Here is a 24,694-nt window from a genome sequence, read left to right as displayed (position 1 = left end):
GTCAGTCAGGGGTCAGTCAGGTCAGCCGCCAGCCCGCGCGGAGCCGCCGCGAAGCGGCGCCGGAGTTCGGCCATCCCTGGCCGGGCTTCCGGTCGGGCGGAGCTAGAACGGAACGAAGTCGTGATCGCCCGAGGCGTGCGGGGCGCGCCCGTTGCTCGATGCGCCGCCGCTCGGGCGGCCCTTCTGCGGCGGCCTCCACAGCGCCTTGATGCCGTGGCGGTCCGGGAGACGCCCCGGCGTCGCAGGCCTGTGGCCCAGGTCGCCGTCGCTCTCCTGCGAGAGCCGGAACGACGCCATCACGTTCTGGAGCTGCTCTGCCTGCGCCGAGAGCTCGGCGGCCGTGCTGGCGAGCTCCTCGGCGATCGCCGCGTTGCGCTGCGTGGCCTGCTCTATCAGCTCCACCGCCCCGCTGATCTGGCCCACGCCGTTCGACTGCTCCTTGGATGCCACGGCGACGCCCTGCACCAGCTCCGCGGTCTCCCGGATCGACGGGACGAGCTCCGCGATGAGCTGTCCCGAGCGCTCCGCGACCAGGATGCTCGACGCGGCGAACGAGCCGATCTCCTTCGCCGCGTCCCGGCTTCGCTCGGCGAGCCGCCGCACCTCCGTGGCGACCACGGCGAAGCCCTTGCCGTGCTCGCCCGCGCGAGCCGCCTCGATCGCGGCGTTCAGGGCGAGCAGGTTCGTCTGGTACGCGATCTCCTCGATGATCACGATCCGCTGGGTGATCGCCTTCATCGCCTCGACCGTCTCCCGGACCGCCTGACCGCTCTGCTCCGCGTCCCTCGTCCTCCGGTGCGCCGTCTCCTCGACCTGCTTGCAGTTGGCGGCGTTCTTCGCGATCGTGCCGCTCAGCTGCTGCAGGCTGGTCATCGTCTCCTCCACGGACGCCGCCTGCTCGCTGGTGCCCTGCGACAGGCTCTGCGCTGTCGCCGAGAGCTGCACCGAGACCGAGGAGACCGAGACCGCGCCGCTCCGGACCTCGCCGATGAGGCCCGCCAGGCGCTCCGACATGGCCTTCACGGCGCCGAGCATCTGGCCGAACTCGTCGGAGCTCTTCACCGTGACGTCGCCCGTGAAGTCGCCGCCGGCGATGCGCTGGTGGAGCGACACCGCCTGGTTGAGCGGCAGCAGGACCATCCTGCTGAAGACGATGGCGAGCACGACGGCGACGACGAGCGCGAGCAGACCTCCTATCTGCAGCGTCACGTACATCGTCCCGACGAGCGCGTTCGTCGCCGCCTGCCGCTGGCCGAGGAGGGCGATCTCCTCGTCGTCGATCTCCTTGAGCGTCGCGCGCATCTGGTCCATGAGGCCCTTCCCGCGCCCCTGCCTGACGTCCTCGGCGGCGCGATCCGGCGGCACCTTCGCCTCGTCCGCGCTGCGGCGGTGCCGGATGGTCGGCTCCAGCACGGAGGAGAGCCACTCGTCGTGGTCCTTGTCGATCTTGTCGAGGCGCATCTGCTGGCGCGGATTGTCCCTGGTGAGCTCCCGGGCACGGCTCAGGCTCTTCTCGAACCGGTCGCGCCCGCTGCGGTACGGCTCCAGGAAGGACTCCACCCCGGTGATGACGAAGCCGCGCTCCCCTGTCTCGGTGTCGAGCAGCGACTCCGTCATATCGCTCACCACGAGCATCACCTCGTAGGTGTGCTGGTCCCATGAGCGGGCCTCGTCGAGCTCCGCGAACCTCTTGTAGGCGATGCCCGCCAGTCCGAGGACGATGACGACCATGGCGGCGAAGCCGAGGTAGAGCTTCCGGCCTACTCCGATATGCGCAAGCATGATGCATGCTCCGGGCTAGATGTGGTGCGGCTCCCGTCGAGCCCCGCCGGGGGCTGGAGCCGATAAACGGATGGCGCGACGCATCGCACGCGGTGGTCCGCCCCGTGGAGGCCCTCGGCGTGTCCGAGAAACAGGTATCCTCCAGGCGCGAGGCTGGCGATGAGCCTCGCCACGATCGACGCCTTCGTCGCGGCGTCGAAGTAGATGAGGACGTTCCGGCAGAAGATCAGATCGAACAGACCGAATCGCTTGGGTGCCGCGTCGAGCAGGTTGAAACGACGGAAGGTGATGAGCCTGCGCAGCTCCGGCCGGGCCTTCATGAGGCCCGCGCTCGCGCCCGTCCCGCGGAGCATATACGTGCGCAGGCGCTCCTCCGGGATCTCGGAGGCCCGCTCGAGCGGCCAGACCGCGCGTTGCGCCTGATCGAGCGCGCGGACGGACAGGTCGGTCGCGAGGATGCAGAGCCCCGGAGCGCCCGCCGACGCGGCGCCTGCCCATGGCGACGCCTCTCCCGCCGCGGCGCCGCGATCCGGGGAGGGCAGGCTGTCGAGCAGCGTCATCGCGATCGAGTAGGGCTCTTCCCCGGTCGAGCAGGCTGCGCTCCAGGCGCGCAGCGGGCGGCCGCCGCGCCCCGAGGGCGCTCCGTGGCCCGCGCTCTCGCGCCACGCCGGGAGGATCTCGCGCTCGAGGAGCTCGAACTGCTCGCGCTCCCGGAAGAAGTGCGTCTCGTTCGTGCAGATGCAGTCGAGCATGTGCACGAGCTCTCCGTCGTCGCCCGCCGCGGTCACACGGCGGTAGTACTCGCCGAAGCTGCGGAGCCCGAGCGCGCGGAGCCGGGGCCCGAGGCGGCAGAGCAGGAGCGGCTTCTTCTGCGGGCCCAGCGCGATGCCCGAGAGGCGCTTGACGAGCTTCTGGAACAGCGCGAACTCCTCGTCGCTGAGGGTGCGCGGGCTCAGCTCGGCGAGCGAGATCATCGCGTGTCCCCTTCACCGGCCGGCGCGCCGTGGCTGCCCGGGAGCGCGGGCGGGGCCCCCGCGGCCGAGGGGCTGAGCGTCGTCGAGGCCAGGAGCTCCGCCGGCGAGAGGATGCGGTCGATGTTGAGCAGCAGCACGAGCTTCTCACCCACCTTCGCCAGCCCCAGCAGCTGCTCCGCGCGCACCTGCATGCCGAACGCGGGCGCGGGCTCGATCTCGTCCTCGGAGAGCGTGAGCACGTCGCCCACGCCGTCGATGAGCAGGCCGAGGCGGGTGTTCTCGCCGTCGAGCTCGGTCTCGACGATGAGGACGCAGGTCCACCGGCTCACCCTCGTCGGCGGCAGCCCGAGCTTCACCGCGAGATCGACGACCGGCACGACGCGGCCCCGGAGGTTCATGACGCCGACGATGCACGCCGGCATCATCGGGACCCGCGACGTGACGCTGCGCTCGACGATCTCCCGCGCCCGGAGGATGTTCACCGCGTACTCGTCCCCCGCGATGATGAAGGAGATGTATTGCGACACGGGGCTCGACGCGTCCGAGATCATGACGCCTCCATGGAGAGAGATGGGGAACGCGCGCGCTGCGCGCCGGAGCGCCGGCTCATCCCGGGCTGCCTCCGGCGGCCGATGGCGCTGACCTGCGCTCGTCGAGGGCGTCGGCCGGGACCGCGTCCCTGACGACGCCGCCGAGCAGCGCGTCGACGTCGAGGATCATCGCCACGCTGCCGTCGCCGAGGATGGTCGAGCCGGAGATGCCCGGAACGCGGCGAAAGAGCTGGCCGAGCGGCTTGACCACCGTGCGCCCCTCGCCGTCGAGGGAGTCGACCACGAGGCCGGCCTCGAAGCCGTCGAGCGCGACGATGACGACGCGCTCGTCGGGCGGGGGAGATCCGCCGAGCCCGAAGAGCGCCCGGAGGCGGACGCACGGCAGCGCGCGCCCACGCCGGACCATGAGCCCCTGGGCGCCGCCGTGCGCGAGCGAGCCGCGGGGCAGATCGCAGCAGGCGAGCACCGCGCGGAGCGGGATCACGTACCGCTCGTCGCCGATCCCGACCGAGAGCCCTTCGATGGTGGCCAGGGTGAGCGGGAGCTGGATCAGCAGCGACGTGCCGTGCCCTTCGCGGCTCTCGATCCGGATCGTGCCCTGGATCGACTCCACGCGGCGCCGCACGACGTCCATGCCCATGCCGCGCCCCGCGAGGTGGGACGACTCCGTCGCCGTGGAGAACCCGGGCTCGAACACGAGGCCGAAGAGCTCATGATCGGGGAGCGCGTCGGGCGCGGGGTGCCTCCCCAGCGCCCGGACCCGGGCGGCGATGCGCTCGCGGCGCATGCCGGCGCCGTCGTCGGAGATCCGGAGCGCGATGCCGCCCCGCTCGTGCGCGGCGTGCAGGGTGATCGTGCCGCAGGGGTCCTTGCCCGCGGCGCGCCGCGCCTCGGGCGCCTCGATGCCGTGGCAGATGGCATTGCGCAGGAGGTGCGTGAGGGCGTCCCGGAACCGCTCGACCACGGCCGTGTCCACCTCGACGTCGCCGTGCACGACGACGAGGCGCGCCAGCCTGCCGTGCGCGTGGGCGAGGTCGCGCACCGTGCGCTCGTAATGCCGGAACCAGGGGCCGACCGGCACCATGCGCGCGGCGCGCACCGCCTCCTCCAGCTCCCTGCAGAGCCGATCTTGCTCCTCCATCTCGTCGCGCAGCGCAGCGCCGGCCTCCCCGCGCACCGCGCGGAGCGTCCGCACGATCCTGTTCCGGCCGAGGGTGAGCTCTCCGATGAGATCCGCCATCCGATCCAGCTTCTCGACGGCGACACGGATGCTCTTGATGCTGGTCGCTCCCTCCGCGTCGTCCTCGGTCGCGCGGCGCGCGCTCGTCGCCCACGCGCCCTGCGGCTCTGCTGGCCCTCCGCGCCGCGCCTCCTGGAGGCGCGCGATGACCTCCTGGTGAGAGGTGCTGCGCTCGACCTGCCCCCGCTCGACCTCGGCGACGAGCCGGCGGGCGGCGTCCACCGTCTCGAGCAGCAGCGAGACCACGGGCGTCGTGAGAGGGAGATCTCCGCGGCAGAGCGCCTCGATGACGTCCTCCGCGGCGTGCCCGAGATCGCTGAGGCCGCCGAGGCCCACCGAGCCGGCGCTCCCCTTGAGCGTATGGGTGGCGCGGAAGACGCGCTGGAGCACGTCGTAGACGTCGCGTCCGGTCTCGAGCTGCAGCAGCGCGCGCTCGATCTCGTCGAGGATCTCGTGCGCCTCTGCCACGAACGTGTGGAGGAGCTCGTCGCGCTCGCTATCCATGCGGCTCACAGGGGCCATGCGGCTCACAGAGGCTGGATGGAGATGGCGCCGTCGTGGGTCCGGAAGACGATCTTGCGCCCCCGGTTGCCGCCCGTGTCCAGCTGGGCGATGCGTATCCCCTCCGCGCGTAGGAACGCGAGCCCGGCATCGACGTTCTGGGCGCCGAGGTGGGTGCCGCGCTCCCGGAACGCGGAGATGAGGCAGGCGCCCCCGACGACGCGCGCTTGCAGCGCGCGGCTGGTGGCCCCGAGCTCCATGAGCTGCTCGAGCAGATGCTGGCATGCGACATCGGCGAAGCGGACCGAGGCCACCGCCGGACTCGGACATTCCGGAAGCACGTAATGGTTCATCCCGCCGACGCCGGTGGTGGCGTCCCAGAGGCAGATCGCCACACATGATCCAACGATGGTGGTCACCGAGGTCGGCTCGGACGAGGCGAACAGCTGGCCCGGCATGACGTGGAGCGACCTGGTCGGCAGCGAGCGCCAGCTGGGCGGTCCGACAGATAAGGACCGTGGCGTCGGGTCGGACGGCCTGGCCCTGTCCTCTCCACCACCATCGTCGTGCGCAGGCCCGGCTCGATCGCCGCTGAGAGGCGCGCGATGTCCGTCCTCGGATGCCCTAGCCGCTGTGTCAGTCGCCAAGGCAGTTCCTTACCTTTTCCAGCAGCTCCATCGTGTCGATGGGCTTCGTGACGAAATCGGAGCAGCCGCACAGGAAGCCCTGTTCCATGTGCGCGACGTCGCTCCGGCTGGTGACGAGCAGGATCGGCGTGCCGCGCGTCGCCTCATCCTCTCGCAGCCGCCGGCAGGCGTCGAATCCGTTCATGTGCGGCATGACGACGTCGAGGAGAATGAGATCGGGCCGCTGCTCCATGGCCACGGCGACCCCCTGACCGCCGTCGTTCGCCGTGATGATGTCGTAGTGCTCGCGCAGCGCCATCTGCTCGATGCGCAGGATGGTTTGAGAATCGTCGACCAGCAGAATCTTCTTCCGCGACACCGTTCCACCCCCTCCACCCGACGCAGCGGACACGGCCGCGGCCGTACCCTCACCCGTGGCAGGCTAGACGCCCTCCTCGTCCACCTACGTACAGGGCGTTTCCTCCTGGGCAGAATCACCTTACCACGGGAGTGCGCGAAACCTCACGTAGAAATTTGCGGCACCCACACACTTCCTCTCCCTCGTCACTGCTCCCTGCCGGTCACGGCGGTTTGCCGGCGCACCCGGAGCGTCGGTGAGGTCGAGAGGCACGACTCCGGCGGCTCGCAGGCGGGCAGGCGCTGACGCTGGGATGGTCGCGCCACCTGCGGCGATGGCTCGATATGCCCGGGGGAGTGCGATCACTCCGCAGATCGTCCTCCCCTGTAGACAGTGCTCCCAAGGGTGGTGCCCCGAACGCACGCGCCGATCGAGGGGGCTGCTTCACGCTGCCGGGGAGCCGCGACCTCGAGGCTGACCAGCGCCGGACGCCGTCCGCTTTCGGCCGCGCCGCGCGGGTTGCGCGGCTCGTCCGGCAGAACCTGCAGCGGATCGCCGAGCGCTCGCGTACACTCCCGGCGCTCGGCATGGATCAGCCCGCCCACGGGGACAGCAGGGCGCAGCAGGCAGACGTCGCGGGCGCGCTCGCGGATCGGGCCTTCGGCGCGCTCGGCGTCCTGCTCCGCGGCTTCGAGGAGGCGGCCGAGCGCGACGGGTCGGACGCGCTCGAGGGCGCCCTCGCCCGCGGCCCGGAGCACCTCTACGGCGGGCTCCTCACCGCGCTCCTCCGGCTCGTGTTCCTGCTCCACGCCGAGGCGCGCGGGCTCCTGCCGGTCGATGACCCGCGCTACGCGGCGCACCTCGGCGTGCACTCGCTGTTCCGGGAGCTCGCCGCGGAGCACGCCGCGCGCCCGGCCGCGATGCGGCGGCGCTCCGGCGCGTGGGCGCGGCTCGTCGCGCTGTTCCGCGCCGTCTTTGACGGGCTCAGCCGCCCCGAGCTGACCCTGCCGGCGCGGCGCGGCCAGCTCTTCGACCCCGAGCGCTACCCGTTCCTGGAGCGGGCGGGGGCCGGCGCGCCGCCTTTGGACGACGCCGCGGTGCACGCGGTGCTCGAGCGGCTCCTCGTCCTCGACGGGCGTCCGCTGTCGTACCGGGCGCTCGACGTCGAGCAGCTCGGCGGCCTCTACGAGGCGCTCATGGGCTATCGGGTCGAGCGCGCCGCCGGGCCGACGGTGTGCCTCCGGCCCGAGCGGGTCTGGGTGGGCGCGGCCGAGGCGCTCGCGCAGCCGAGGGCGCGGCGGGCGGCGTGGCTCGCCGAGCGGGCGGGGCTCTCGCGGCGCGAGGCGAAGCGGTTCGGCGAGGCGCTCGCCGCCGCCAGGACCGAGGCCGAGCTCCTCGCGGCGCTCGGGCCGCTGCGCGCCAGGGACACCGAGGTGCTCGCGGCGGGGCGGCTCTTCCTCCAGCCGGGCGCCGAGCGGCGGCGGACGAGCTCCCATTACACCCCGAGGAGCCTGTCCGCGCCCATCGTCGCCCGGACCCTCGAGCCCCTGCTCCGGCAGCTGGGCGAGGAGCCGCCGTCGGCGCGGCTCCTCGGGCTCGCGATCTGCGACCCGGCGATGGGGTCGGGCGCCTTTCTCCTGGAGGCGTGCCGGTACCTGGCCGACCAGGTGGTGGCCGCCTGGACCCGCGAGGCGGCGGCCGGCGACGCGGCCGCGGCGGAGCGGCTCGCCCGGGGGCGCGAGGACGCCGTGGGCGAGGCGCGGCGGCGCGTGGCGCGGCGCTGCCTGTACGGCGCCGACAAGAACCCCTTCGCCGTGGGCCTCGCGAGGCTGTCGCTCTGGCTCGTGACGCGCGCGCGGGACGAGCCGTTCACGTTCGTCGATCACGCCCTCCGGCACGGCGACTCGCTGGTCGGGCTCGATCTCGACCAGCTGCGCGGCTTCCACTGGAAGCCCGCCGCGCCGGCGCCGCCGCTCTGCGACGCGATCGACGCCGCGCTGGCGCGGGCGCTCGCGCTGCGGCGAGCGCTCGCAGCGGCGCCGCCGGGCGGGGACGGCGGCGCCGCCGGCGGGCGGGAGCGGCTCGCGCGGGAGGCGGACGAGGCGATCGGCCGGGCGCGGCTCCTCGGCGACCTCGTGGTGGGGGCGTTCTTCGCGCACGAGAAGGACCGGGACCGCCTGCGGGAGCGCGACCGGCGGGCGCGGCTCGCGATCGCGTGGCTGCGCGGCGGGGGGCCGCCCCCGGAGGAGCTCCTCGCCATGCAGCGGGCGCTCCGGGAGGGCGCGCCGGGCGGGGCGCCGCCGCTGCCGGCGTTGCACTGGCCGCTGGAGTTCCCCGAGGTGTTCCAGGAGGCGCGCCCGGGCGGGCCGGGCGGCGATCGCGCGCCGGGGCCGGCGCGGCTCGACGCGTTCGTGGGGAACCCGCCGTTCCTCGGGGGAAAGCGGATCTCGACGGATCACGGGGACGTCTACGCCGCGTGGCTCGAGCAGCTGCACGGCGCCACGAAGAACACCGATCTCGCCGCCCACTTCTTCCGCCGCGCGGCCGCGCTGCTCGGGGGCCGCGGCACGGTGGGGCTCATCGCCACGAACACGATCGCTCAGGGCGACACCCGGCGATCCGGCCTGAAGCCGCTCGTCGAAGCGGGGCGGGCGGTCATCTACCACGCGGTGCGCAGCGTCCCGTGGCCCGGGGACGCGGCCGTCCACGTCGCCGTCGTCCACCTCGCCGTGGGCATGTCGCCGGCCGACGGGGTGCCGCCGCCCCGGCTCGACGGCGTCCCTGTCCGCCACATCAACTCCCACCTTCGCGCGATGCCCGAGCGGCCCGATCCGAGGCCGCTCCAGGCCAGCCGGGATCTCTGCTTCATCGGCTGCTTCCTCCGCGGCGACGGCTTCGTCCTCACCGACGGCGAGGCGCGGTCGCTCTCCGCGGGCGACCCGGCGGCCGGCGAGGTGCTCCGCCCCTTCCTCGGCGGCGAGGAGGTCAACTCGTCGCCTTCGCACAGCCCGCACCGCCACGTCATCGACTTCGGCGAGCGCGGGCTCGAGGACGCAGCGCGGTGGCCGGCGCTCCTGTCGATCGTGCGGAGTCGGGTCAAGCCGGCGCGGGATCGCCTGAAGCTCACCGGGATCGACGCGGGCCACCGGGCGCGATGGTGGCAGTTCGCCAACCCGCGGCCGGAGCTCCGGCGCAGGGTCGCGCCGCTCGCGCGGTGCCTCGTCGCGGCGCGGGTGACGAAGCACCTGTGCTTCGCGTTCCAGCCCGCGGGGCGGACGTTCTCGGACCAGCTGTGCGTGTTCGCCATCGACGACCACGCGCGCTTCGCGGTCCTCCAGTCGCGAGCGCACGAGTCGTGGGCGCGCCTGCTCTCCTCGACGATGGGAGAGGGCCTGCGGTACGCGCCGTCGGACTGCGTGGAGACGTTCCCCTTCCCTCGCCCGGAGCACCTCGCCGCGGGCGGGCCCCTCGAGGCCGCCGGCGAGCGCCTTTACGCGGCGCGCGCCCGGCTGATGGTCGAGCTGGGAGAGGGCCTGACCGCGATGTACAACCTCCTCAAGGATCCTGCCTGCGCGCGGCCGGGCGTCGTCGAGCTCCGCCGGCTCCACGAGGAGATGGACCGCGCCGTGCTCGCCGCGTACGGGTTCGGCGACATCGAGGTCCCGCCGTACGCCGCGCCGGTCACGCCCGGCGAGCGGAGCGCGGCGGGCGCCTTCGAAGATCGGGTGATCGACCGGCTCTTCGCGCTGAACGAGGCGCGGGCCGACGAGGAGGAGCGGCGGCGCGGAGAGGCCGAGCGGCGCGGCCCGGGGCCCGGCAAGCGGCCGCGGGCGGCGGGGCAGAAGGCCCCCGATGGCGGGTAGTTACACGCGGCCGTCGATCGTCACGATCGAGCCGTCCGGCCGATGGGTGAGCTCCGCGACCTTCAGGTTGCGCAGGTTCGTCTTGCCGCCGGAGAGCTCGCAGTCGTGATAGAAGAGCCACCACTTGCCGCCGAAATTCACGATGGAGTGGTGCGTCGTCCACCCCAGCACGGGGGTGAGCACGACGCCCTGGTAGGTGAAGGGGCCGTACGGGTTGTCGCCCGTGGCGTACACGAGGAGGTGCGTGTCGCCGGTGGAGTACGACAGATAGTATTTGCCGGCGTGCTTGTGCACCCACGGCGCCTCGAAGAAGCGGCGCGCGTGGTCCGTTTGCAGGAGGGGCTCGCCCTTCGCGTCCAGGATGCGGATCTCGCGCGGCGTCTCGCCGTACTGGAGCATGTCGTCGCCGAGGCGCGCCACGCGCGGGCCGATGGCGGGCTTCGCCTCCGTGGGCTCGGGCGGCACGGTCGGGTCGTACTTCCCGCTCTGCCAGCGTTGCAGCTGCCCGCCCCAGATGCCGCCGAAGTACATGTAGTGCGCGCCGTCGTCGTCCTGGAACGTGGAGCAGTCGATGCTGTAGCTGCCCCTCATGGGCTCAGGCTCCGGCTTGAACGGCCCCCCCGGCCGCTCGCTGGTGGCCACCCCGATGCGGAAGACGCCGCTCCGGTCCTTGACCGGGAAGTACAGATAGTAAGTGCCGTCCTTGTACGCCGCGTCGCCGGACCACAGCTGTCCCCCCGCCCAGGGAATGTCCTTGATGTCGAGCGCCACCCCGTGGTCCGTCACCTCGCCGGGGATGCTCGCCATGGAGAGGACGTGGTAGTCCCGCATATCGAAGTGATCCCCGTTGTCGTTCTCGGGGATGCCGCTCTCGACGTCGTGCGACGGGTAGATGTACACGCGGCCCTCGAAGACGTGGGCGCGCGGGTCCGCGGTGTAGATGTGGGAGACTAGAGGCTTCGCTCGCGACATGCTGCTCCGTGGGGGTGTCAGCTCGGCCCGCAACCGCGCATCGTCCTCCGAGGACGAGATCAGCGGCGCGGCGTCGAGCGACATCGCTCGGCCTCTAGCATCGCGTCAAAAATTCCGCCAGGGATCATCGACCCGGCGCCCGCCCGCGCCCGGCGCCGCCAGGCCTCGCGACAGGTAGGCCCGGACCTCCTCGGCGAGGCGCGCGGGCGGCGCGATACCGTCGTCGCGCGTCCAGCGCCCCTCGGCCGCGCGGCCGATGAGCGTGACCGGGGTGTGCTGCTCCGCGATAGGCGCGCGCCCACCCAGCGCGTCGAGCGGCCGGCGCACGCGCGCGCGGTCGCCGGTCAGGACCCCCCACCCCGGCCGCGGCGGGGCCTGTCCGCATCGACGTTCCGCCGCTCCGGCGTGTCCGTGGCAGCTCCAGCGAGCTGGAGACGAGCCGCACGTCGCGCTCCGGCGCGTCGCCGAGCTCCGCCTGGAGGCGGCCGAAGATGGCCGTCATCGGCGGAGCAGAGCGCGGCGCAGGTGGTGCGATCCGCGGCGGACGCCGACAGGGCCGCGTGGGACACAACGTACAATGACGAGCTCTGGCGATCTCGGGGTTCGTCTGCGCTGGCCCCCGCGCGCGCCGCGGAGGAGCGGCGACACGAGCGGGCTCCGCCGCTGCACCCCTGACGAGCCGCCTCTCGCGTTGCCCGGCGCCGGGATAGGCGGGAAAGACGGCGCGTCAGGCAGGACGCTCCTTGCGCGCTCGAGGACGCCTTTAACAGACGTGAAGACCCGCGCACGAGAGGCGGCGCAGCATCGCCCTGGGCGCAACGATATCAATCGATCAAAAACCAGCAAAGCAGACAACAATCAAATATTTCATACTGTAAACAAATCCACACAAAACATAAACTCATGGCGCGAGCCGAAGCCACATGTCAGGAATTCGGCCAATCGGGGGATCGCGCGCCGCGCGCGCTTTGGTCGGAAGCGGGGCGACGATTCGCGTTTCACCAGAGCGGCGAGGGGTCCACTCCCCGGAAAGAGGTGCCGTGAACATGAGCTCTCTTCTCGAACAAAGATTGTTGTCCATGACGACGCCGCCTGCCATCTCTCGCTATCTTTCCGGGGCAGATCAGGCGGACAGCCTCTCAGCTGACACCCTGGCGCGATACCACGCCGAGTCGCTCAGGACGATCGTCCAGCGAGCCTACCGCAAGTCATCGTTCTACCGGACGAAGATGGGCGAGGCGGGGATCGCGCCCGGCGACATCCAGAAGGCGTCTGACCTCGCCAAGCTCCCGTTCCTGACGAAGGACGAGCTCCGAGGGCACCCCTTCCGCCTCTTGACCTGCGACCGGAGGGACATCGCGCTCATCCAGGTCTCCACCGGGACCACCGGCGGCGAAGAGATCTACATGGCATACACGTGGAACGACTACCTGCTTTACGATCTGGCGCCCCGGTACTCCAGGCTGTTTCCCGTCGGCCCCGGCGACATCTGCCTGAACGCGCTCCCGTACGAGATGAGCACCGCGGGGCTCGCCTTTCACAAGACGTTCATGGATGGCTACCAGGCCACCGTCGTCCCGGCCGGCAAGGGCGGGGCCTATTCGACGCCGCAGAAGACGGTCAAGACGATGAAGGACCTCAGCCCGAGCATCGTCGTCACGAGCCCCTCCTGGGCCATCGCGCTGGCCGAGGAGGCCCAGAGGAGCTCGTTCGATCTGACCAGCCTGCGCCTGAAGAAGATGTGGCTCACGGGAGAGGGGTGCTCCCCCGCCCTCCGCGCGCGAATCCAGAAGATGTGGGGCACCACGGCCAATTTCTTCTACGGGTCGCTCGAGTGCGGCGCGCTCGGGATCGAGTGCGATCATCACGACGGCTATCACGTGCCAGCGGCGCACGTCATCATGGAGATCGTCGACCCCAAGACGGGCCGCGTCCTCGATCCCGGCGAGACGGGCGAGATCGTCGTAACAGGGCTGCTCCGCTACGACAGCCCGATCCTCCGCTTCCGGACCGGAGACCTCGGCTGCCTGAACCCGGCCCCGTGCCCGTGCGGGGTCGCGATGCCCCGGTTCCACATGAGGGGCCGCGCCTTCGACCAGATGCGGTTCCATGGCAAGGAGATCTCGCCCATCCACCTGGAAGAGCACTTGATGCGGATGCCGGAGGTCGGGAACTGGTTCCAGTTCGTCGTGCCGGCCTCGGACCAGGGGCGCATCAAGATCCGCTGCGAGCTCGCGAGCGGCGTGGAGCCCGGCGCGCCGCTGGCCGAGGCGCTCGCCACCAGGATGCAAGCCGCGACCTCCCTGCCCATCGAGTTCGAGTTCGTGGATGAGCTCCCGCGTACCGGCGTCAAGGCGGTGCGGGTCGTCCGGGAGTGACAGACAACCAGGTTAGAGATGGAGGCTATCCGATGATCATCGATGCGCACGCGCACGTCTCTCCGACCAGCTACGGCTCCGCCGAGAACTACCTGGAGCAGCTCGCGCAGGGCGGCATCCAGAGGGGCATCGTCTGCCCCGGCGGGATGCTGGATGTTCGGCAGTTCAACGCGTATATCACCGGCAAGAACAAGCCGGACGCGGTCCCGAAGAACGACTACGTCGCCGAGTCCGTGAAGGCGAACCCCGCGCTGCGCGGGCTCGCCTGCGTCGACCCGTGCGATCCGAAGGCCGTGGATGTCGCGGAGCGATATCTCGACAAGGGGCTCCGCGGGCTGATGGTCACGCCGCTGGTGCACAGGTTCTCGTTCTGCGATGACGTCATGAGCCCTCTGGCCCGCCTCTGCGGCGAGCGTGAGGTGCCCATCTATTCGCATGTAGCGTTCAGGCCGGGGGCGAACACGTCCGACTACGTGGAGCTCGCGCGGCGGTTCCCGAGGACGAACTTCATCCTGGAGCACATGGGGGCCGGTCACGTCGACAACGACGCATCGACCGCCGCGGCCAAGCTGGACAACCTGTTCCTGGAGACCTCTCTCAGCAGCTATCTGCAGATCCTCCTGTCGGTGCAGCAGGCCGGGGCGAGCAAGGTGATCTTCGGCTCCGAATACCCGCTGTCCCACCCGGCCGCAGAGGTCCAGAAGGTGCTCCTCTTGCCGATCCCCTCTGGCGAGCGCGAGAAGATCCTGGGCGGCAACATCCGCGAGCTGCTCCATCTGGAGAGCGCCTGAGCGAGGGAGCGGACCATGGTACTTCCGGATCGACTGGCGGCCGTCAATCAGGTGCTGGCGCACGCGCGGAGCGCCGACTTCCATCGGCAGCGCCTCCCCAGCGCTCCGCTCCGGACGTGGGAGGAGTGGGGGAGGATCCCGCTGATGACGAAGGGCGATATGCTCCAGCGATCGCCGCACGGCGTGGCGTGCGTCCCGAACCGCGAGCTGCTCCAGTACCACGAGTCCTCCGCGACGACTGGCGCTCCAGTGTCGGTGTGGTACAGCAGCCGGGACCTCGCGGAGATCCGGGAGCGGTTCGCCCGGTGGGGGGTCGGGTTCACGGACGAGGATCGGGTGCTCATCCGGTTCCCTTATGCGCTCTCCACCATCGGGCCCTTCGTCCAGATGGCGGTCCAGCAAAAGGGCGCGTGCGCGATCGCCGCCGACAGCCGCACCACGATCACCCCGCTCCCGCGCGTGGTCGATCTGATGCGGAGGCTCGACGTCACCGTCCTCGCCACGATCTCGCTCTCGGCGGTGATGATCGCCGAGGCGGCCGAGATGACGGGCCTCGATCCGCGCCGCGATTTCCCCCGGCTACGCGCCGTCTGCTGCGCCGGAGAGCCCCTCAGCCCGCACCGGCGGAGGCTCGTCGAGGAGATCTGGGGAGTCCCCGTGTACGACAACTTCGGGATGACCGAGACGGGGCCCCAGGCGATGGATTGCGCGGAGCGCAGGCTGCACCCGTGGCAGGACTGCTTTCTCATGGAGGTCCTCGACGACCGGCTGGAGAGGAGCGTGGCGCCGGGGGAGATAGGGCAGCTCGTCGTCACGTCGCTCACGCGGCGGGCCACTCCGATGGTCCGGTACGTGACGGGGGACAGGGTGAGGTGCGTCGGGGAGCCCTGCGCGTGCGGTGAGAGCACGACGCTCGAGATCCGCGGCCGGGCGGACGACACCCTGTGGGTCGGCGGCAAGCCGTTCGATCTCTGGGAGCTCGACGCCATCGTCTCCAGGCTGCCCAGCCGCCGGTTCTGGAGGGCCTCGCCGCGAGGTGACGGGCTCCACTTCATCGTGGAGCGCGAGCGGGAGGAGGACCGCATCGAGCCGGGCCTCCTCGATGAGCTATCGCGAGCGCACGGCGCCCGCGTGGGGGTGGAGCTGGTCTCCAAGGGGACGCTCTATGACAGGAGCGAGCCGGTCTCGTTCGGGATGATGGGCAAACCGGTCTATGTGAGCAAATCCGTCGCGCGCGCCTGAGCGCGATACGTATCAGAAGCGAAGGGGAGGATCGATCATGAGCATGATACCTACGAGCAACGGCAGCGGCGTCACCGCCAACGGCAACAACAAGAGCATCGCTGTCACCATGGAGAAGCGCGAGCGCATCCGGCTCGAGCGCGTCGAGGGAGATCGCAACCGGATGGCGGAGTCCGACGCCCTCGTCGTCTGGTTCGACTCGGCCAAGATCGCGACGCCGAGCGACTGCGACGGCATGATCGAGCGGGTCGTCAACCTCGCCTACACCGGCGTCGTCCTCTACCCGGAGAACCTGCATGCGCTCTCGCCTGCCGTCCCGTCGCGCATGCTCAAGGTCCTTCACGCCGAGCGCGCCGAGGATCTGGCGCGCCTCGCGCCGCTGCCGGGCGGCGGTAAGGACGTGGTGATCGCCAGCCCGGACGTGGAGCTCCTCGGGAAGGCCGCGGAGATGGGGCACAAGACCTGCTTCCGCGCCTACGTGGACGACGGTGAGAGCCTGCACAAGTCCATCGCGGAGGGGCAGCGCCACGCCTACCTGATGATCCGCTTCCGCGACCCCACCAACATCCCCCTCGAGCTCGTGATCGCCACGCTGCAGGCCACGAAGACGGTGCTCATCAAGGAGATCAACTCTCCCGCCGACGTCGACGACGCCATCGTCACGCTGGGAGTGATGGAGGTCGGAGCGGACGGGGTGATGTTCTCGCCGCGCTCCCACGAGGCGCTGAGCGAGTTCGTCTCGCGGCTCGGCCGGCTGGAGCGCGCGGCGGTGAAGCTCGAGGTCGCCACGATCGTGAAGTGCAGCCCGATCGGCATGGGCGAGCGGAGCTGCATCGACACCACCACGCTCTTCTCGCCCACCGAGGGCATCATCGTGGGGTCGACCTCGCAGGGCGGGATCCTGTGCTGCCCCGAGGTCTTCTTCCTGCCTTACATGGAGCTCAGGCCCTTCCGGGTCAACGCGGGCGCCGTCCACAGCTACGTCTACAACTTCGGAAACCGCACGGACTACATGAGCGAGCTCAGGGCGGGCTCCCCCGTGATGATCGTCGACCGCACCGGCACCGCGCGCCGGGCGAGCGTCGGGCGCATGAAGACGGAGGTCCGGCCGCTGCGCCTCATCGAGGCGGAGTTCCAGACGGGCGAGCGCATCAACGTCATCATGCAGGACGACTGGCACGTGCGCATCTTCTCGGAGGACGCAAAGCCGCTCAACATCACCGAGCTCCGGCAAGGCGACAAGGTGCTCGGACACCCGGCCAAGCCCGGCCGCCACGTGGGCATCAAGGTCGACGAGCACATCATCGAAACGTGAGCGCTCCAGCGAGCGCGATGTCAATACCCGAGAGGCTTGCGCCATGAATGGATTTCCCAAGAAGATTCGTTGGTCTCGATTCCTGGATCGGCGGTGCGGCCGCGGCATCATCGTCCCCATCGATCACGGGCTCACGATCGGGCCGGTGGAAGGGCTGGACAGCATCGCGCAGGTGGCGCGCTGGATAGGGCACCCCGGGATCACGGGCATCATCGCCCACAAGGGCATGGTGGAGCGGCTCGCGAGCCACGGGCTGCTCCGGGGCGCGGGCGTCATGATCCACCTCAACGGCATGACGTCGCTCGCTCCGAACCCGAACACCAAGGAGCGGCTGACGTCCGTGGAGGCCGCGCTGCGGCTCGGCGCGGACGCGGTCTCGCTGCAGCTCAACTTCGACGGGACCAATGACGCCCACAACCTGAGCCAGCTGGGCGAAGTCGTGGACGAGGCCCAGCGCTGCGGGGTGCCCGTGCTCACCATGCTCTATGACAAGGTCCCGTCCGAGGGAGACCAGCAGCGGCTGACGCGGCTGCGCCACCTGATGCGCGCGTGCGTGGAGCTCGGGACGGACGCCCTCAAGCTCGAGGCGCCCACCCAGTTCGCGCACATGAGCCAGCTGCTCGCGGGCGTCGTGGAGCACACCGCCGTGTTCGTCGCGGGCGGGGCGGTGCGCTCGGAGGACGAGGTGCTCCAGCTGGCCCAGGAGGTGGTGGCCCGCGGCGCGACCGGGCTGTGCGTCGGGCGCAACATCTTCCAACGCGAGTCGGCGTCCGCCGTCCTGACCCAGCTGCAGAGGGTGGTCCTCGGCGGCGGCGAGGCGCCGCCGTCCGAGCCCCCCCGGTCGTCCGCGCGCGCCGGCGCCAACGGCTCCGGTGCCAACGGCAAGCAGCCGCACGCCGCAGGGGGGGCAGCGAAGTGAGACCTTCATCCGATCGGCTTCCGAGCAGCGGCGTCCAACGCCCGCTGCTCGTCAAGAAGTTCGGAGGGACGTCGGTGGCGAGCATCGAGCGGATGCGCAACGTCGCGCGCATCTCGCTCGAGAGCCAGCGCGCGGGCAACGACGTGGTGGTGGTGGTCAGCGCCATGAGCGGGGAGACAGACCGCCTCTTGTCGCTGGCGCAAGGGGTCCTCCCGCTCCCGGACGGCCGGGAGCTCGACGTCCTCGTCTCGACGGGAGAGCAAGTGTCGGTCGCGTTGACCGCCCTCGCCATCCACGCCGAGGGGGGACAGGCCTGCTCGTTCCTGGGGCATCAGCTGCCCGTGCTCACGGACAGCGCCTTCACCAAGGCGCGGATCCAGGCGGTGAACGACGGGCCGATCCGGAGGGCGCTCAAGCGCGGGCAGATCGCGGTGGTGGCCGGGTTCCAGGGCGTCGACGGCTCGCAGAACATCACCACCCTGGGCCGCGGCGGCTCCGACACCACGGCGGTGGCGCTGGCGGCGGCGCTCGGCGCGCACGTCTGCGAGATCTATACCGACGTGGACGGCATCTACACAGCCGACCCCCGCATCTGCCCGGCCGGCCGGAAGCTGCAGTCCGTTCCTTATGAAGAGATGCTCGAGCTCGCGTCCCTCGGGGCGAAGGTCCTGCAGGTGCGCAGCGTGGAGATAGCCATGAAGTACCAGGTTCCAGTACATCTACGCAGCTCGTTCACGGACGAAGAAGGGACATGGGTGGTCGAGCGCGAGCGCGCGCTCGAGGGCAAGGCGCTGATGGGCCTGGCCTGCGCTGCGGATCAGGTGCGGGTCGAGCTCGTCGGCGTGGCGTGCCGCCCCGAGCTCATCGCGGAGGTGACAGGCATCCTGGCAGAGCTGAACGTCTGCGTGGACATGCTCTGCCACCCCACTGGCGTCCCCGAGGAGCCGCGCGTGGACGTCGCCTTCACGCTGCCCGCGGTGGAGCTGCGCCGGGCCCGGAGATTCCTGGAGCAGTTCGTCGCGAGCGCGGGGAAAGGCGAGCTGCGGGTGTCGGGCAGCCTGGCCAAGGTGTCGCTGGTGGGCATCGGCATCCGCTCGCATCCGGGGATCGCCGCCCACCTGTGCCGCAGCCTGGTCCAGCACGGCATCGCGGTGTCGGGCCTGACCGTGAACGAGCTGCGGATCAGCTGCCTCGTGGAGGAGCGCGCGGCGGAGCAGGCCATCAACATCCTGCATGAGGCGTTCGGGCTCGCGCCGACGAAGGAGCTCCCCAGGGCGCTCGGCCCGGAGGCGGCCCAACCGCCCTCCACCGCGAGCAGGTCCCGTCTGGCCGCGACGCGCGGGCTCAACGGCAAGCACGCCGGCACCGACACGCCGGACCAGTAAGCGAGACCGAGCCCGCGTCCCGCTCAGCTGATCTCCAGGGAGCGTCACGCCGATGCCCAGCGCATCGAGGAGCACGGTCACCGGGATGAATGCGACCTGGGCGCCGGGCTCTCGGCTCATCGGGCGCGCCCGCCGCGCGACGTCTCCAGCGTCGATTTGAGCTCGCGAAGGCCCTCATCGCGGCGGGACTGGCGTCGTCCCCCGCGCAGGCCCACGGCTCACGTCACGTCGCGAAGATCAGCGTCGCGGGCGTCTGCGTCGGCTCGATCACCACGTCCTTGAAGCCCGCCTGCTCCAGCCAGCTCCGGTAGTCGGCACGGCGCCACGCCCCGCCGGAAGCTGTGTAGAGGAGCATCTTGGCATGGAACATCAGCGCGAGCGGGCTCCCCGTCCGATCGTCGTTGAGGATCAGATCGCTGACGACGAGCGTGCCTCCCGGACGGAGCGCCGCGCGCAGCTTGCGGAACGTAGCCACGTTGCGCTCCGGAGAGTCATGGTGCGCGACGTGAGAGAAGATCGCGATATCGAACCTCGCGTCGCCGAAGCTCGTCTCGTGGAGGTTGCCGTCGATCGTCTCGAAGCGGTCCGCGACGCCGAACCGCGCGACGAACGCCCGCGCCACGCGGTTCACGTTGGCCCAGTCCACCTGCGTGGCCGTGGCCTCGCGGTTCGCGCCGAGCAGCACGGCGGAATAGATGCCTGAGCCTCCGCCCACGTCCAGGATGGCGAGCGGCCCCCGGCGGGCGGCGTCGAGCCGCTCGACCACCCGCCGCGCGAGAGGAGCAGACGTCGGCGCGATCGCCGTGACGAGCTCCTCCCAGAACGGATGGTCCGGTGTCTCGACCCGCTCCGTTGTCGGAGGAATACCCGTCTTCACCGCCTCCGGCAGCTTCGACCACAGGCGCATGCCGTCCGCGATCGTCCTCCCGATCCCGACGAGCGACATCGGCTTTCCGTCGACGAGATGCTGGGACGCCGCGGCGGAGTTCGCGTATCGCCCGTCGTTCACCGTGAGCAGCCCGAGGCCAACCAGCCCGTCCAGGAGCGCCTGCGCGCCGCGCATGGAGAGGCCCGCCGCCTCGGCGATCGACTCCACCGTTTGCATGCCCCGGTCGATGTGCGTGAAGAGGCTGTGCGTCGTCCCGGCGGCAAGCAGCGCCGACGCCCAGTAACCGTTTGCCAACTGAAAGATTGCATTCTCAGGAGAAAGACGAGCACCATCGGTTTCCATGGATAGCCCTCCCAGATCAAGCGCTGGCGAATCCAGCGACAATCGGCCGCTCTACATTGCCTGAGCAGCGGCGCCCACGGCTGCCCGAGCCGCGGGCGGCCTCCCACGCCCCGCGCAGCGCGCAGCGCGCAGCGCGGACGGGCGAAGCTCAGCAGGCCTCGATGAAGCTCGCGCGCGGAAACTCGCGCACGTACTTCAGGTACCTGGCCAGGTGCTTGTCGGCAGCGACCAGCACGCCCTGCCGGAAGCGCATCGTGGTGAGGACCCTGTCGTCCTCCTCCAGCAGCCTCGCGGTGTACGCGGCGATCGCGTCCAGCTTCCGCTCGAGGGCGGCGCGGTCCTCCTCGGACCGCGGGTGCGTGTTGCGCAGGCCGACCACCGAGAAGACCATGGTCTCGCCGGGCCGGAGCGGCGTCCCGCTGAACAGCGTGCCCGTCTCGTGGCCGCTGTCGTCGCGGTAGAGCGAGAACGTGTTCGTGCCCGTGACGAGGCCGTGCCGCTTCTTGTGCTGCTCGGTGATGGTGTATTCTATGCTGTACTCCTTCACGTCGATCCTGTCGGGCTCCGTGATCGCGATGCCGTGGAGCGCGCGGAGGTGCTGAAAGTCGAGCCCGTTGGACACCGGCAGCCACGGCTCGTACGACACGATGCCGTTCATCTGGGTCCGATAGACCATATCGGCCTCCTTCATCCTGGGGATGTACGGCAGCTCGAAGAGCGGCTTCTCGCCGGTGAACGCCCAGACGAGCCCCCACGCCTCGGCGCTGGGGTACGTGAAGATCCTGGCCCCGGGCGGGATCTTCCCCTCCGTGGGGATCCGGACGCATGTCCCCGTCGCGTCGAAGCTCCAGTGGTGGAACGCGCACCGGACCTGCCCGTCGCAGAGATCACCGACGGACAGATCGGCGCCCAGGTGCGGGCAGTAAGCGCTCTGGACGACGGCGTTACCCGAAGGGTCGCGGTAAAGGACGACGCGGCCCCCGAGGAAGTCCCGGCCGATCAGCGCCCCGACGCCCAGCTCGCTCGACATGGCCAGCGGATACCAGCCCTGATGATAGACGTGCTCCTCACCGCGGGCATGCCCGCGCCTGTTCAGATTCGCGCTGATGATGGTCATTCGTCCTCCCCCTGCAGGGACAGGCGCGCTCGTCGCCGCCAGCGCGCGCCCGCGATCGCTGGCAGCCCGAGCGCGCGGCACCTGTCCTCGATTCCACGGAAACAACCCGACCAGCGACGTCGACGTAATAACTGGTGAACGCCGCTCCCGCAAGACATTCATGACGGCTTTCGGGCAAGCAGGACGAGCTCGCAGAGAATGTCCCGCACGGGCAGATCGGCATATCGCTCGACCTACCGGCCTGGACGCGCAACAGGATGCAGGCTGGCGGGTGCGGCGCGCACGCCTGCGACGTGAAGGCGATCGCGCCGCAAAGAGAAAGGTCTTGCAGACCCGCATTGCGTTGCTAAACCGGCATATCGACATGACATGAAACACCCGCGGAGCGCGCTCGCCTGAAGGCGCTCGGCTGATCTCCGCGCAGCACGGCGCCTCCCGGACGCCGCGCCTCGCGACCCGGCCATCATGCGCCGGTACCGGGAGGGCGCCGTCGACGCAGCGCCGCGCCGCCGCTCTCGCGACGAGACGGACGCTCATCCTAAACCGGATTGTCCTGATGGTACTCGTCCTCGGGCTCCTCATCGGCGTCTCTGCCCGGGCTCCGACCATGCCGCACGCGAGCCTGCTCGGGAAGAGGTCCAATTCATCTCCTACCGGGGTGAGAATATCAACCTTGCGGTCGAGGGGAGCGCCCCGCCGTCGCCGGCGCTGGGTGGGTTGATCAATCCCGGGGGCGGCGGAGGCGACCTGGCTATCCTGCGGGCGGATGCCAGCTCGCTCGCCAGCGACGCGAGGTTCCATGAGCCGGCAGGCGCCGCACGTGAACAACACCGACCCGCTCGCGAGCGAGCAACGCCCGCGCTTCGCTCCTGATCGCAGCTCTCCAGGGACGAGCGCACATCCATGGCTTCGATGCACGATGGAAAATGCCTTCGAGAAAGGGTGCGATGTATGGCTTCCTCCAGGAACCGAAACATCCTGCTGATGCTCGCCCTCGGGCTGCTCATCGGTGTTCCTGCCTGGGCTCCGGTCCTGATCTCCACACGTCCGGTCGACCCGCTGGAGCTCGTTCAGCCGTTCCTCATCACCTACGATCGGCATGAGCACCACGTGGTCGCCTTCCTCGCCGATCACCCCGACTACAGCGCCGTCGAGGCGATGGTCACCCTGCGCCGCGGCCAGCCGCCGCTGATCCGGGTGAACATCAGCCTGCGCGGCGGCTCCCAGATCGATCACTTCAACGACGCGGAGCTCGCCCGCGACTGGGCGGGGTTCTTCACTGGCCGGCAGACGGTGGTTCGCCCTATCCATTTCGAGGCCAGGACGGTCCACGGGCTCCCGAGGGTGCGGCTGCGCCTCACGTCCTACCGCGGCGAGGACATCGACCTCTACTTCGAGGGGGCCGCGCCGCCGAGCCCCGAGCTGGGCGGGCTCATCAATCCGGGCGGCAGCTCGCAGAGCGCCTCCCTGCCCGTCATGTGGGCCAACGAGAGCTCTGCTCCGAGCGACGCGACGGTGCTGACCATCGACGATGTGCCGTTCACGCTCGGCGGCCCGGCGCCGGGGGTTCCGGGGGGCTTCTATACGAGAGACTTCCGCATCGGCGTCTTCCGCGCCGGCCACCTCGATCTCGAGCTGCTCAGCGCCCCGAGCCGCCTCGAAGCAGGGGAATACTGGGTGTACCAGGATCAGCTCGGGAATTTGCACCTCTACGAGATCCTCACCGTGGACGGGGATGCGCTCACGATCCGCAAGACCACGACATCGCCCGCCTTGACGGAGGAGGTCGTGACCGCCGCGCGGGTGGGAGGGCGGCTCGAGCTCCGCTCGGTCCGGGCCACGGGTCGTCGGGGTTATGAAGTTTCGGCGCCTCCCGCGCCCCCCGCGGGGCTCACGCTCGACCTGTCCACCCCAGGCCGATTCTCGGTGTCGTTCGACGAGCACGCCGACCTCGTGACGGGCACGCCCTCTCGAGACGAGCACGCCCCCGCGGAGGTTTGGACGCTCGAGCCGGTCGAGCCGTCCTGGGCCACGAGCCGCCAGGTGACGGCGGCGGCGACCCGACGCAGGGACGCCTATCTCATCGACAACGAGCTCGGCCAGCGCTGATCCGCTCGACGCGCCGACGCTGCCCGGTCGCCCTTATGACGGGGAGCGGCCGCGCTCACGCCACGGCAGGAGGCCTGCGCGCGGACAGCCGGAGCGCGAGCAGGAGCCCGACGGCGTTGATGCAGGCGCCGACGAAGAACGGCGCGCCGGGAACGTGGAAGTCGGCCGTGGCCGGGGAGAAGCGCGCGAGCAGCCCGGTGCCGAGCAGCGGACCGGCGATGGCGGTCAGGCTCGCCAGGCTGGCCAGCGCGCCCTGAAGCTCGCCCTGCCCGGAGGGGCCCACCTCGCGGGAGATGAGGGCCTGCGTGGCCGGCACGGCCATGCCCCCGAGCGCGCTCGGCAAGATGAGCGCGACCATGGCCAGCCCGCTCTCGGCGAGGCCGAAGCCCACGCAGCTCACGGCGGCGGCCGCGAGCCCGAGCACCAGGCAGCGGCGCTCGCCGAGGCGCGGCATCAGGAGGCGGACCAGCCCTCCCTGCACGAGGGCCATGCCGACGCCCGCCACCGCGAGCGATACGCCGATATCGAACGGCCGCCAGCCGAAGCGCTGCTCCGTGAACAGCGCCCATACGCCCTGCACGACCTGCTGCGCCAGGTAGCTGCACACCAGCGCGCCCGTGAGGCCGAGGACGACGGGAGACCGCCCGAGGCTCGCGAGCGACGCGAGCGGGTTGGCGCGGCGCAGGGAGAAGGGACGGCGGCGCTCGCGCGGGAGCGACTCGGGGAGCACGAGCGCTCCGTAGGCGAAATTGAGCAGGTTGAGCCCGGCCGCGACGGCGAAAGGCAGGCGCAGGTGCACGTTGCCGAGGAGCCCGCCGAGCGCCGGTCCGATGATGAAGCCGAGCCCGAACGCGGCGCCGATGAGGCCGAAGCCCTGCGCGCGCCGGCCCGGCGGCGTGACGTCGACCATGTACGCGCTCGCCGCCGAGAAGCTCGCGCCGGTGATCCCCGCGACGACCCGCCCGAAATAGAGCCAGCCGAGCCCCGGCGCGACCGCGAGGAGCGCGTAGTTGAGCGCGGCGCCGAGCAGAGAGCTCAAGATCACGACGCGCCGCCCGAAGCGGTCGCTCAGCCCGCCGAGGACAGGCGCGAAGACGAACTGCATCGCCGAATACACGGCGACGAAGGCGCCGTAATACCGCGACGCGGCGCCGAGATCGCTCCCGAAGAAGCTGCTCACGAGCTTCGGCAGCACCGGGAGCATCACGCCGACGCCCAGCGTGTCGAGCAGGAGGGTGATCAGGATGAAAGCGACGCTGGCGTTGCGGTCTCGGCTCATGGGGTGTGCTCGCAGCGACGCCGAGGACCGCGTCCTCGGCCTTGTCTCGAGGAGAAAAAAG

The 24,694-nt window shown here is 70.6% G+C and carries 19 protein-coding genes; 8 read left to right on the top strand and 11 right to left on the bottom strand.

Going from position 1 to position 24,694, the window contains the following annotated elements:
* Positions 1–102 precede the first annotated feature (102 nt).
* The 6 genes from WMF20_RS12235 to WMF20_RS12210 form a co-directional block, all read right to left on the bottom strand.
* Complete coding sequence (locus WMF20_RS12235) at positions 103–1,782, bottom strand: CHASE3 domain-containing protein (RefSeq protein WP_437613431.1); 1,680 nt, start codon at positions 1,780–1,782, stop codon at positions 103–105.
* Positions 1,761–2,756: a CheR family methyltransferase gene (locus tag WMF20_RS12230; protein ID WP_437613429.1), complete on the bottom strand. Its 996-nt coding sequence runs from the start codon at positions 2,754–2,756 to the stop codon at positions 1,761–1,763. Before WMF20_RS12230 ends, WMF20_RS12235 begins: the two co-directional genes overlap by 22 nt.
* Positions 2,753–3,307, bottom strand: a complete 555-nt coding sequence (locus tag WMF20_RS12225) for a chemotaxis protein CheW (RefSeq protein WP_129574529.1) — start codon at positions 3,305–3,307, stop codon at positions 2,753–2,755. Before WMF20_RS12225 ends, WMF20_RS12230 begins: the two co-directional genes overlap by 4 nt.
* Before the next feature lie 55 nt (positions 3,308–3,362).
* The gene (locus tag WMF20_RS12220) at positions 3,363–5,051 is read right to left on the bottom strand and encodes a chemotaxis protein CheA (protein WP_437613426.1); all 1,689 of its coding nucleotides are present in this window, start codon (positions 5,049–5,051) and stop codon (positions 3,363–3,365) included.
* Positions 5,052–5,074: 23 nt separating this feature from the next.
* Positions 5,075–5,443, bottom strand: a complete 369-nt coding sequence (locus WMF20_RS12215) for a chemotaxis protein CheD (protein WP_437613424.1) — start codon at positions 5,441–5,443, stop codon at positions 5,075–5,077.
* Between the two features lie 241 nt (positions 5,444–5,684).
* On the bottom strand, positions 5,685–6,053 hold the full coding sequence (locus WMF20_RS12210) for a response regulator (protein ID WP_437613422.1): 369 nt from the start codon (positions 6,051–6,053) through the stop codon (positions 5,685–5,687).
* Between the two features lie 566 nt (positions 6,054–6,619).
* On the opposite strand from WMF20_RS12210, the gene WMF20_RS12205 reads away from it, so the two are divergent.
* Positions 6,620–9,895: a DNA methyltransferase gene (locus WMF20_RS12205; RefSeq protein WP_437613420.1), complete on the top strand. Its 3,276-nt coding sequence runs from the start codon at positions 6,620–6,622 to the stop codon at positions 9,893–9,895.
* On the opposite strand, the gene WMF20_RS12200 is transcribed toward WMF20_RS12205, so the two are convergent.
* Both WMF20_RS12200 and WMF20_RS12195 read right to left on the bottom strand, forming a co-directional pair.
* Positions 9,896–10,867 carry a glycoside hydrolase family 43 protein gene (locus WMF20_RS12200; RefSeq protein WP_437613418.1) on the bottom strand — a complete coding sequence of 324 codons (972 nt, stop codon included), beginning with the start codon at positions 10,865–10,867 and terminating at the stop codon, positions 9,896–9,898.
* Positions 10,868–10,972: 105 nt separating this feature from the next.
* A complete protein-coding gene (locus WMF20_RS12195; protein WP_437613416.1) occupies positions 10,973–11,194 on the bottom strand; it encodes a hypothetical protein in 222 nt (73 codons plus the stop codon).
* 752 nt (positions 11,195–11,946) lie between these two features.
* On the opposite strand from WMF20_RS12195, the gene WMF20_RS12190 reads away from it, so the two are divergent.
* Genes WMF20_RS12190 through WMF20_RS12165 form a run of 6 tightly spaced genes read left to right on the top strand, consistent with a single transcriptional unit; the run spans position 11,947 to position 18,897 of the window.
* Entirely contained in the window at positions 11,947–13,245 is a 1,299-nt protein-coding gene (locus tag WMF20_RS12190) for a phenylacetate--CoA ligase family protein (RefSeq protein WP_437613414.1), read from the top strand.
* A 32-nt stretch (positions 13,246–13,277) separates the two neighbouring features.
* Entirely contained in the window at positions 13,278–14,036 is a 759-nt protein-coding gene (locus WMF20_RS12185) for an amidohydrolase family protein (protein ID WP_437613412.1), read from the top strand.
* A gap of 15 nt (positions 14,037–14,051) precedes the next feature.
* Positions 14,052–15,278: a phenylacetate--CoA ligase family protein gene (locus WMF20_RS12180; protein ID WP_437613410.1), complete on the top strand. Its 1,227-nt coding sequence runs from the start codon at positions 14,052–14,054 to the stop codon at positions 15,276–15,278.
* Positions 15,279–15,315: 37 nt separating this feature from the next.
* Positions 15,316–16,593, top strand: a complete 1,278-nt coding sequence (locus tag WMF20_RS12175; RefSeq protein WP_437613408.1) for a 3-dehydroquinate synthase II — start codon at positions 15,316–15,318, stop codon at positions 16,591–16,593.
* Positions 16,594–16,636: 43 nt separating this feature from the next.
* On the top strand, positions 16,637–17,512 hold the full coding sequence (locus WMF20_RS12170) for a class I fructose-bisphosphate aldolase (protein WP_437613406.1): 876 nt from the start codon (positions 16,637–16,639) through the stop codon (positions 17,510–17,512).
* Positions 17,509–18,897, top strand: coding sequence for an aspartate kinase (locus tag WMF20_RS12165; protein WP_437613404.1), 1,389 nt, complete (start codon positions 17,509–17,511; stop codon positions 18,895–18,897). Before WMF20_RS12170 ends, WMF20_RS12165 begins: the two co-directional genes overlap by 4 nt.
* Positions 18,898–19,120: 223 nt before the next feature.
* On the opposite strand, the gene WMF20_RS12160 is transcribed toward WMF20_RS12165, so the two are convergent.
* Entirely contained in the window at positions 19,121–20,128 is a 1,008-nt protein-coding gene (locus WMF20_RS12160) for a methyltransferase (protein WP_437613402.1), read from the bottom strand.
* Between the two features lie 148 nt (positions 20,129–20,276).
* Positions 20,277–21,245, bottom strand: coding sequence for a Rieske 2Fe-2S domain-containing protein (locus tag WMF20_RS12155; RefSeq protein WP_437613400.1), 969 nt, complete (start codon positions 21,243–21,245; stop codon positions 20,277–20,279).
* Between the two features lie 951 nt (positions 21,246–22,196).
* On the opposite strand from WMF20_RS12155, the gene WMF20_RS12150 reads away from it, so the two are divergent.
* Positions 22,197–23,354, top strand: a complete 1,158-nt coding sequence (locus WMF20_RS12150) for a hypothetical protein (protein ID WP_437613398.1) — start codon at positions 22,197–22,199, stop codon at positions 23,352–23,354.
* 55 nt (positions 23,355–23,409) lie between these two features.
* Here WMF20_RS12150 and WMF20_RS12145 read toward each other — a convergent pair whose 3' ends face one another.
* A complete protein-coding gene (locus tag WMF20_RS12145; protein ID WP_437613396.1) occupies positions 23,410–24,633 on the bottom strand; it encodes a TCR/Tet family MFS transporter in 1,224 nt (407 codons plus the stop codon).
* Between the last annotated feature and the right edge of the window lie 61 nt (positions 24,634–24,694).

Source organism: Sorangium sp. So ce834 (assembly GCF_051521425.1).
In the GTDB taxonomy this organism is placed as follows: domain Bacteria; phylum Myxococcota_A; class Polyangia; order Polyangiales; family Polyangiaceae; genus Sorangium; species Sorangium cellulosum_D.
Note: the sequence above shows the minus strand (reverse complement) of the source record. Positions and strands in the feature narration are given on the sequence as shown.

What these genes read in the sequence shown, in the direction of transcription:
- WMF20_RS12235 (WP_437613431.1), bottom strand. Translation starts at nt 1,782, where the DNA reads ATGCTTGCGCATATCGGAGTAGGCCGGAAGCTCTACCTCGGCTTCGCC.
- WMF20_RS12230 (WP_437613429.1), bottom strand. Translation starts at nt 2,756, where the DNA reads ATGATCTCGCTCGCCGAGCTGAGCCCGCGCACCCTCAGCGACGAGGAG.
- WMF20_RS12225 (WP_129574529.1), bottom strand. Translation starts at nt 3,307, where the DNA reads ATGATCTCGGACGCGTCGAGCCCCGTGTCGCAATACATCTCCTTCATC.
- WMF20_RS12220 (WP_437613426.1), bottom strand. Translation starts at nt 5,051, where the DNA reads ATGGATAGCGAGCGCGACGAGCTCCTCCACACGTTCGTGGCAGAGGCG.
- WMF20_RS12205 (WP_437613420.1), top strand. Translation starts at nt 6,620, where the DNA reads ATGGATCAGCCCGCCCACGGGGACAGCAGGGCGCAGCAGGCAGACGTC.
- WMF20_RS12200 (WP_437613418.1), bottom strand. Translation starts at nt 10,867, where the DNA reads ATGTCGCGAGCGAAGCCTCTAGTCTCCCACATCTACACCGCGGACCCG.
- WMF20_RS12190 (WP_437613414.1), top strand. Translation starts at nt 11,947, where the DNA reads ATGACGACGCCGCCTGCCATCTCTCGCTATCTTTCCGGGGCAGATCAG.
- WMF20_RS12185 (WP_437613412.1), top strand. Translation starts at nt 13,278, where the DNA reads ATGATCATCGATGCGCACGCGCACGTCTCTCCGACCAGCTACGGCTCC.
- WMF20_RS12180 (WP_437613410.1), top strand. Translation starts at nt 14,052, where the DNA reads ATGGTACTTCCGGATCGACTGGCGGCCGTCAATCAGGTGCTGGCGCAC.
- WMF20_RS12175 (WP_437613408.1), top strand. Translation starts at nt 15,316, where the DNA reads ATGAGCATGATACCTACGAGCAACGGCAGCGGCGTCACCGCCAACGGC.
- WMF20_RS12170 (WP_437613406.1), top strand. Translation starts at nt 16,637, where the DNA reads ATGAATGGATTTCCCAAGAAGATTCGTTGGTCTCGATTCCTGGATCGG.
- WMF20_RS12160 (WP_437613402.1), bottom strand. Translation starts at nt 20,128, where the DNA reads ATGGAAACCGATGGTGCTCGTCTTTCTCCTGAGAATGCAATCTTTCAG.
- WMF20_RS12155 (WP_437613400.1), bottom strand. Translation starts at nt 21,245, where the DNA reads ATGACCATCATCAGCGCGAATCTGAACAGGCGCGGGCATGCCCGCGGT.
- WMF20_RS12150 (WP_437613398.1), top strand. Translation starts at nt 22,197, where the DNA reads ATGGCTTCCTCCAGGAACCGAAACATCCTGCTGATGCTCGCCCTCGGG.
- WMF20_RS12145 (WP_437613396.1), bottom strand. Translation starts at nt 24,633, where the DNA reads ATGAGCCGAGACCGCAACGCCAGCGTCGCTTTCATCCTGATCACCCTC.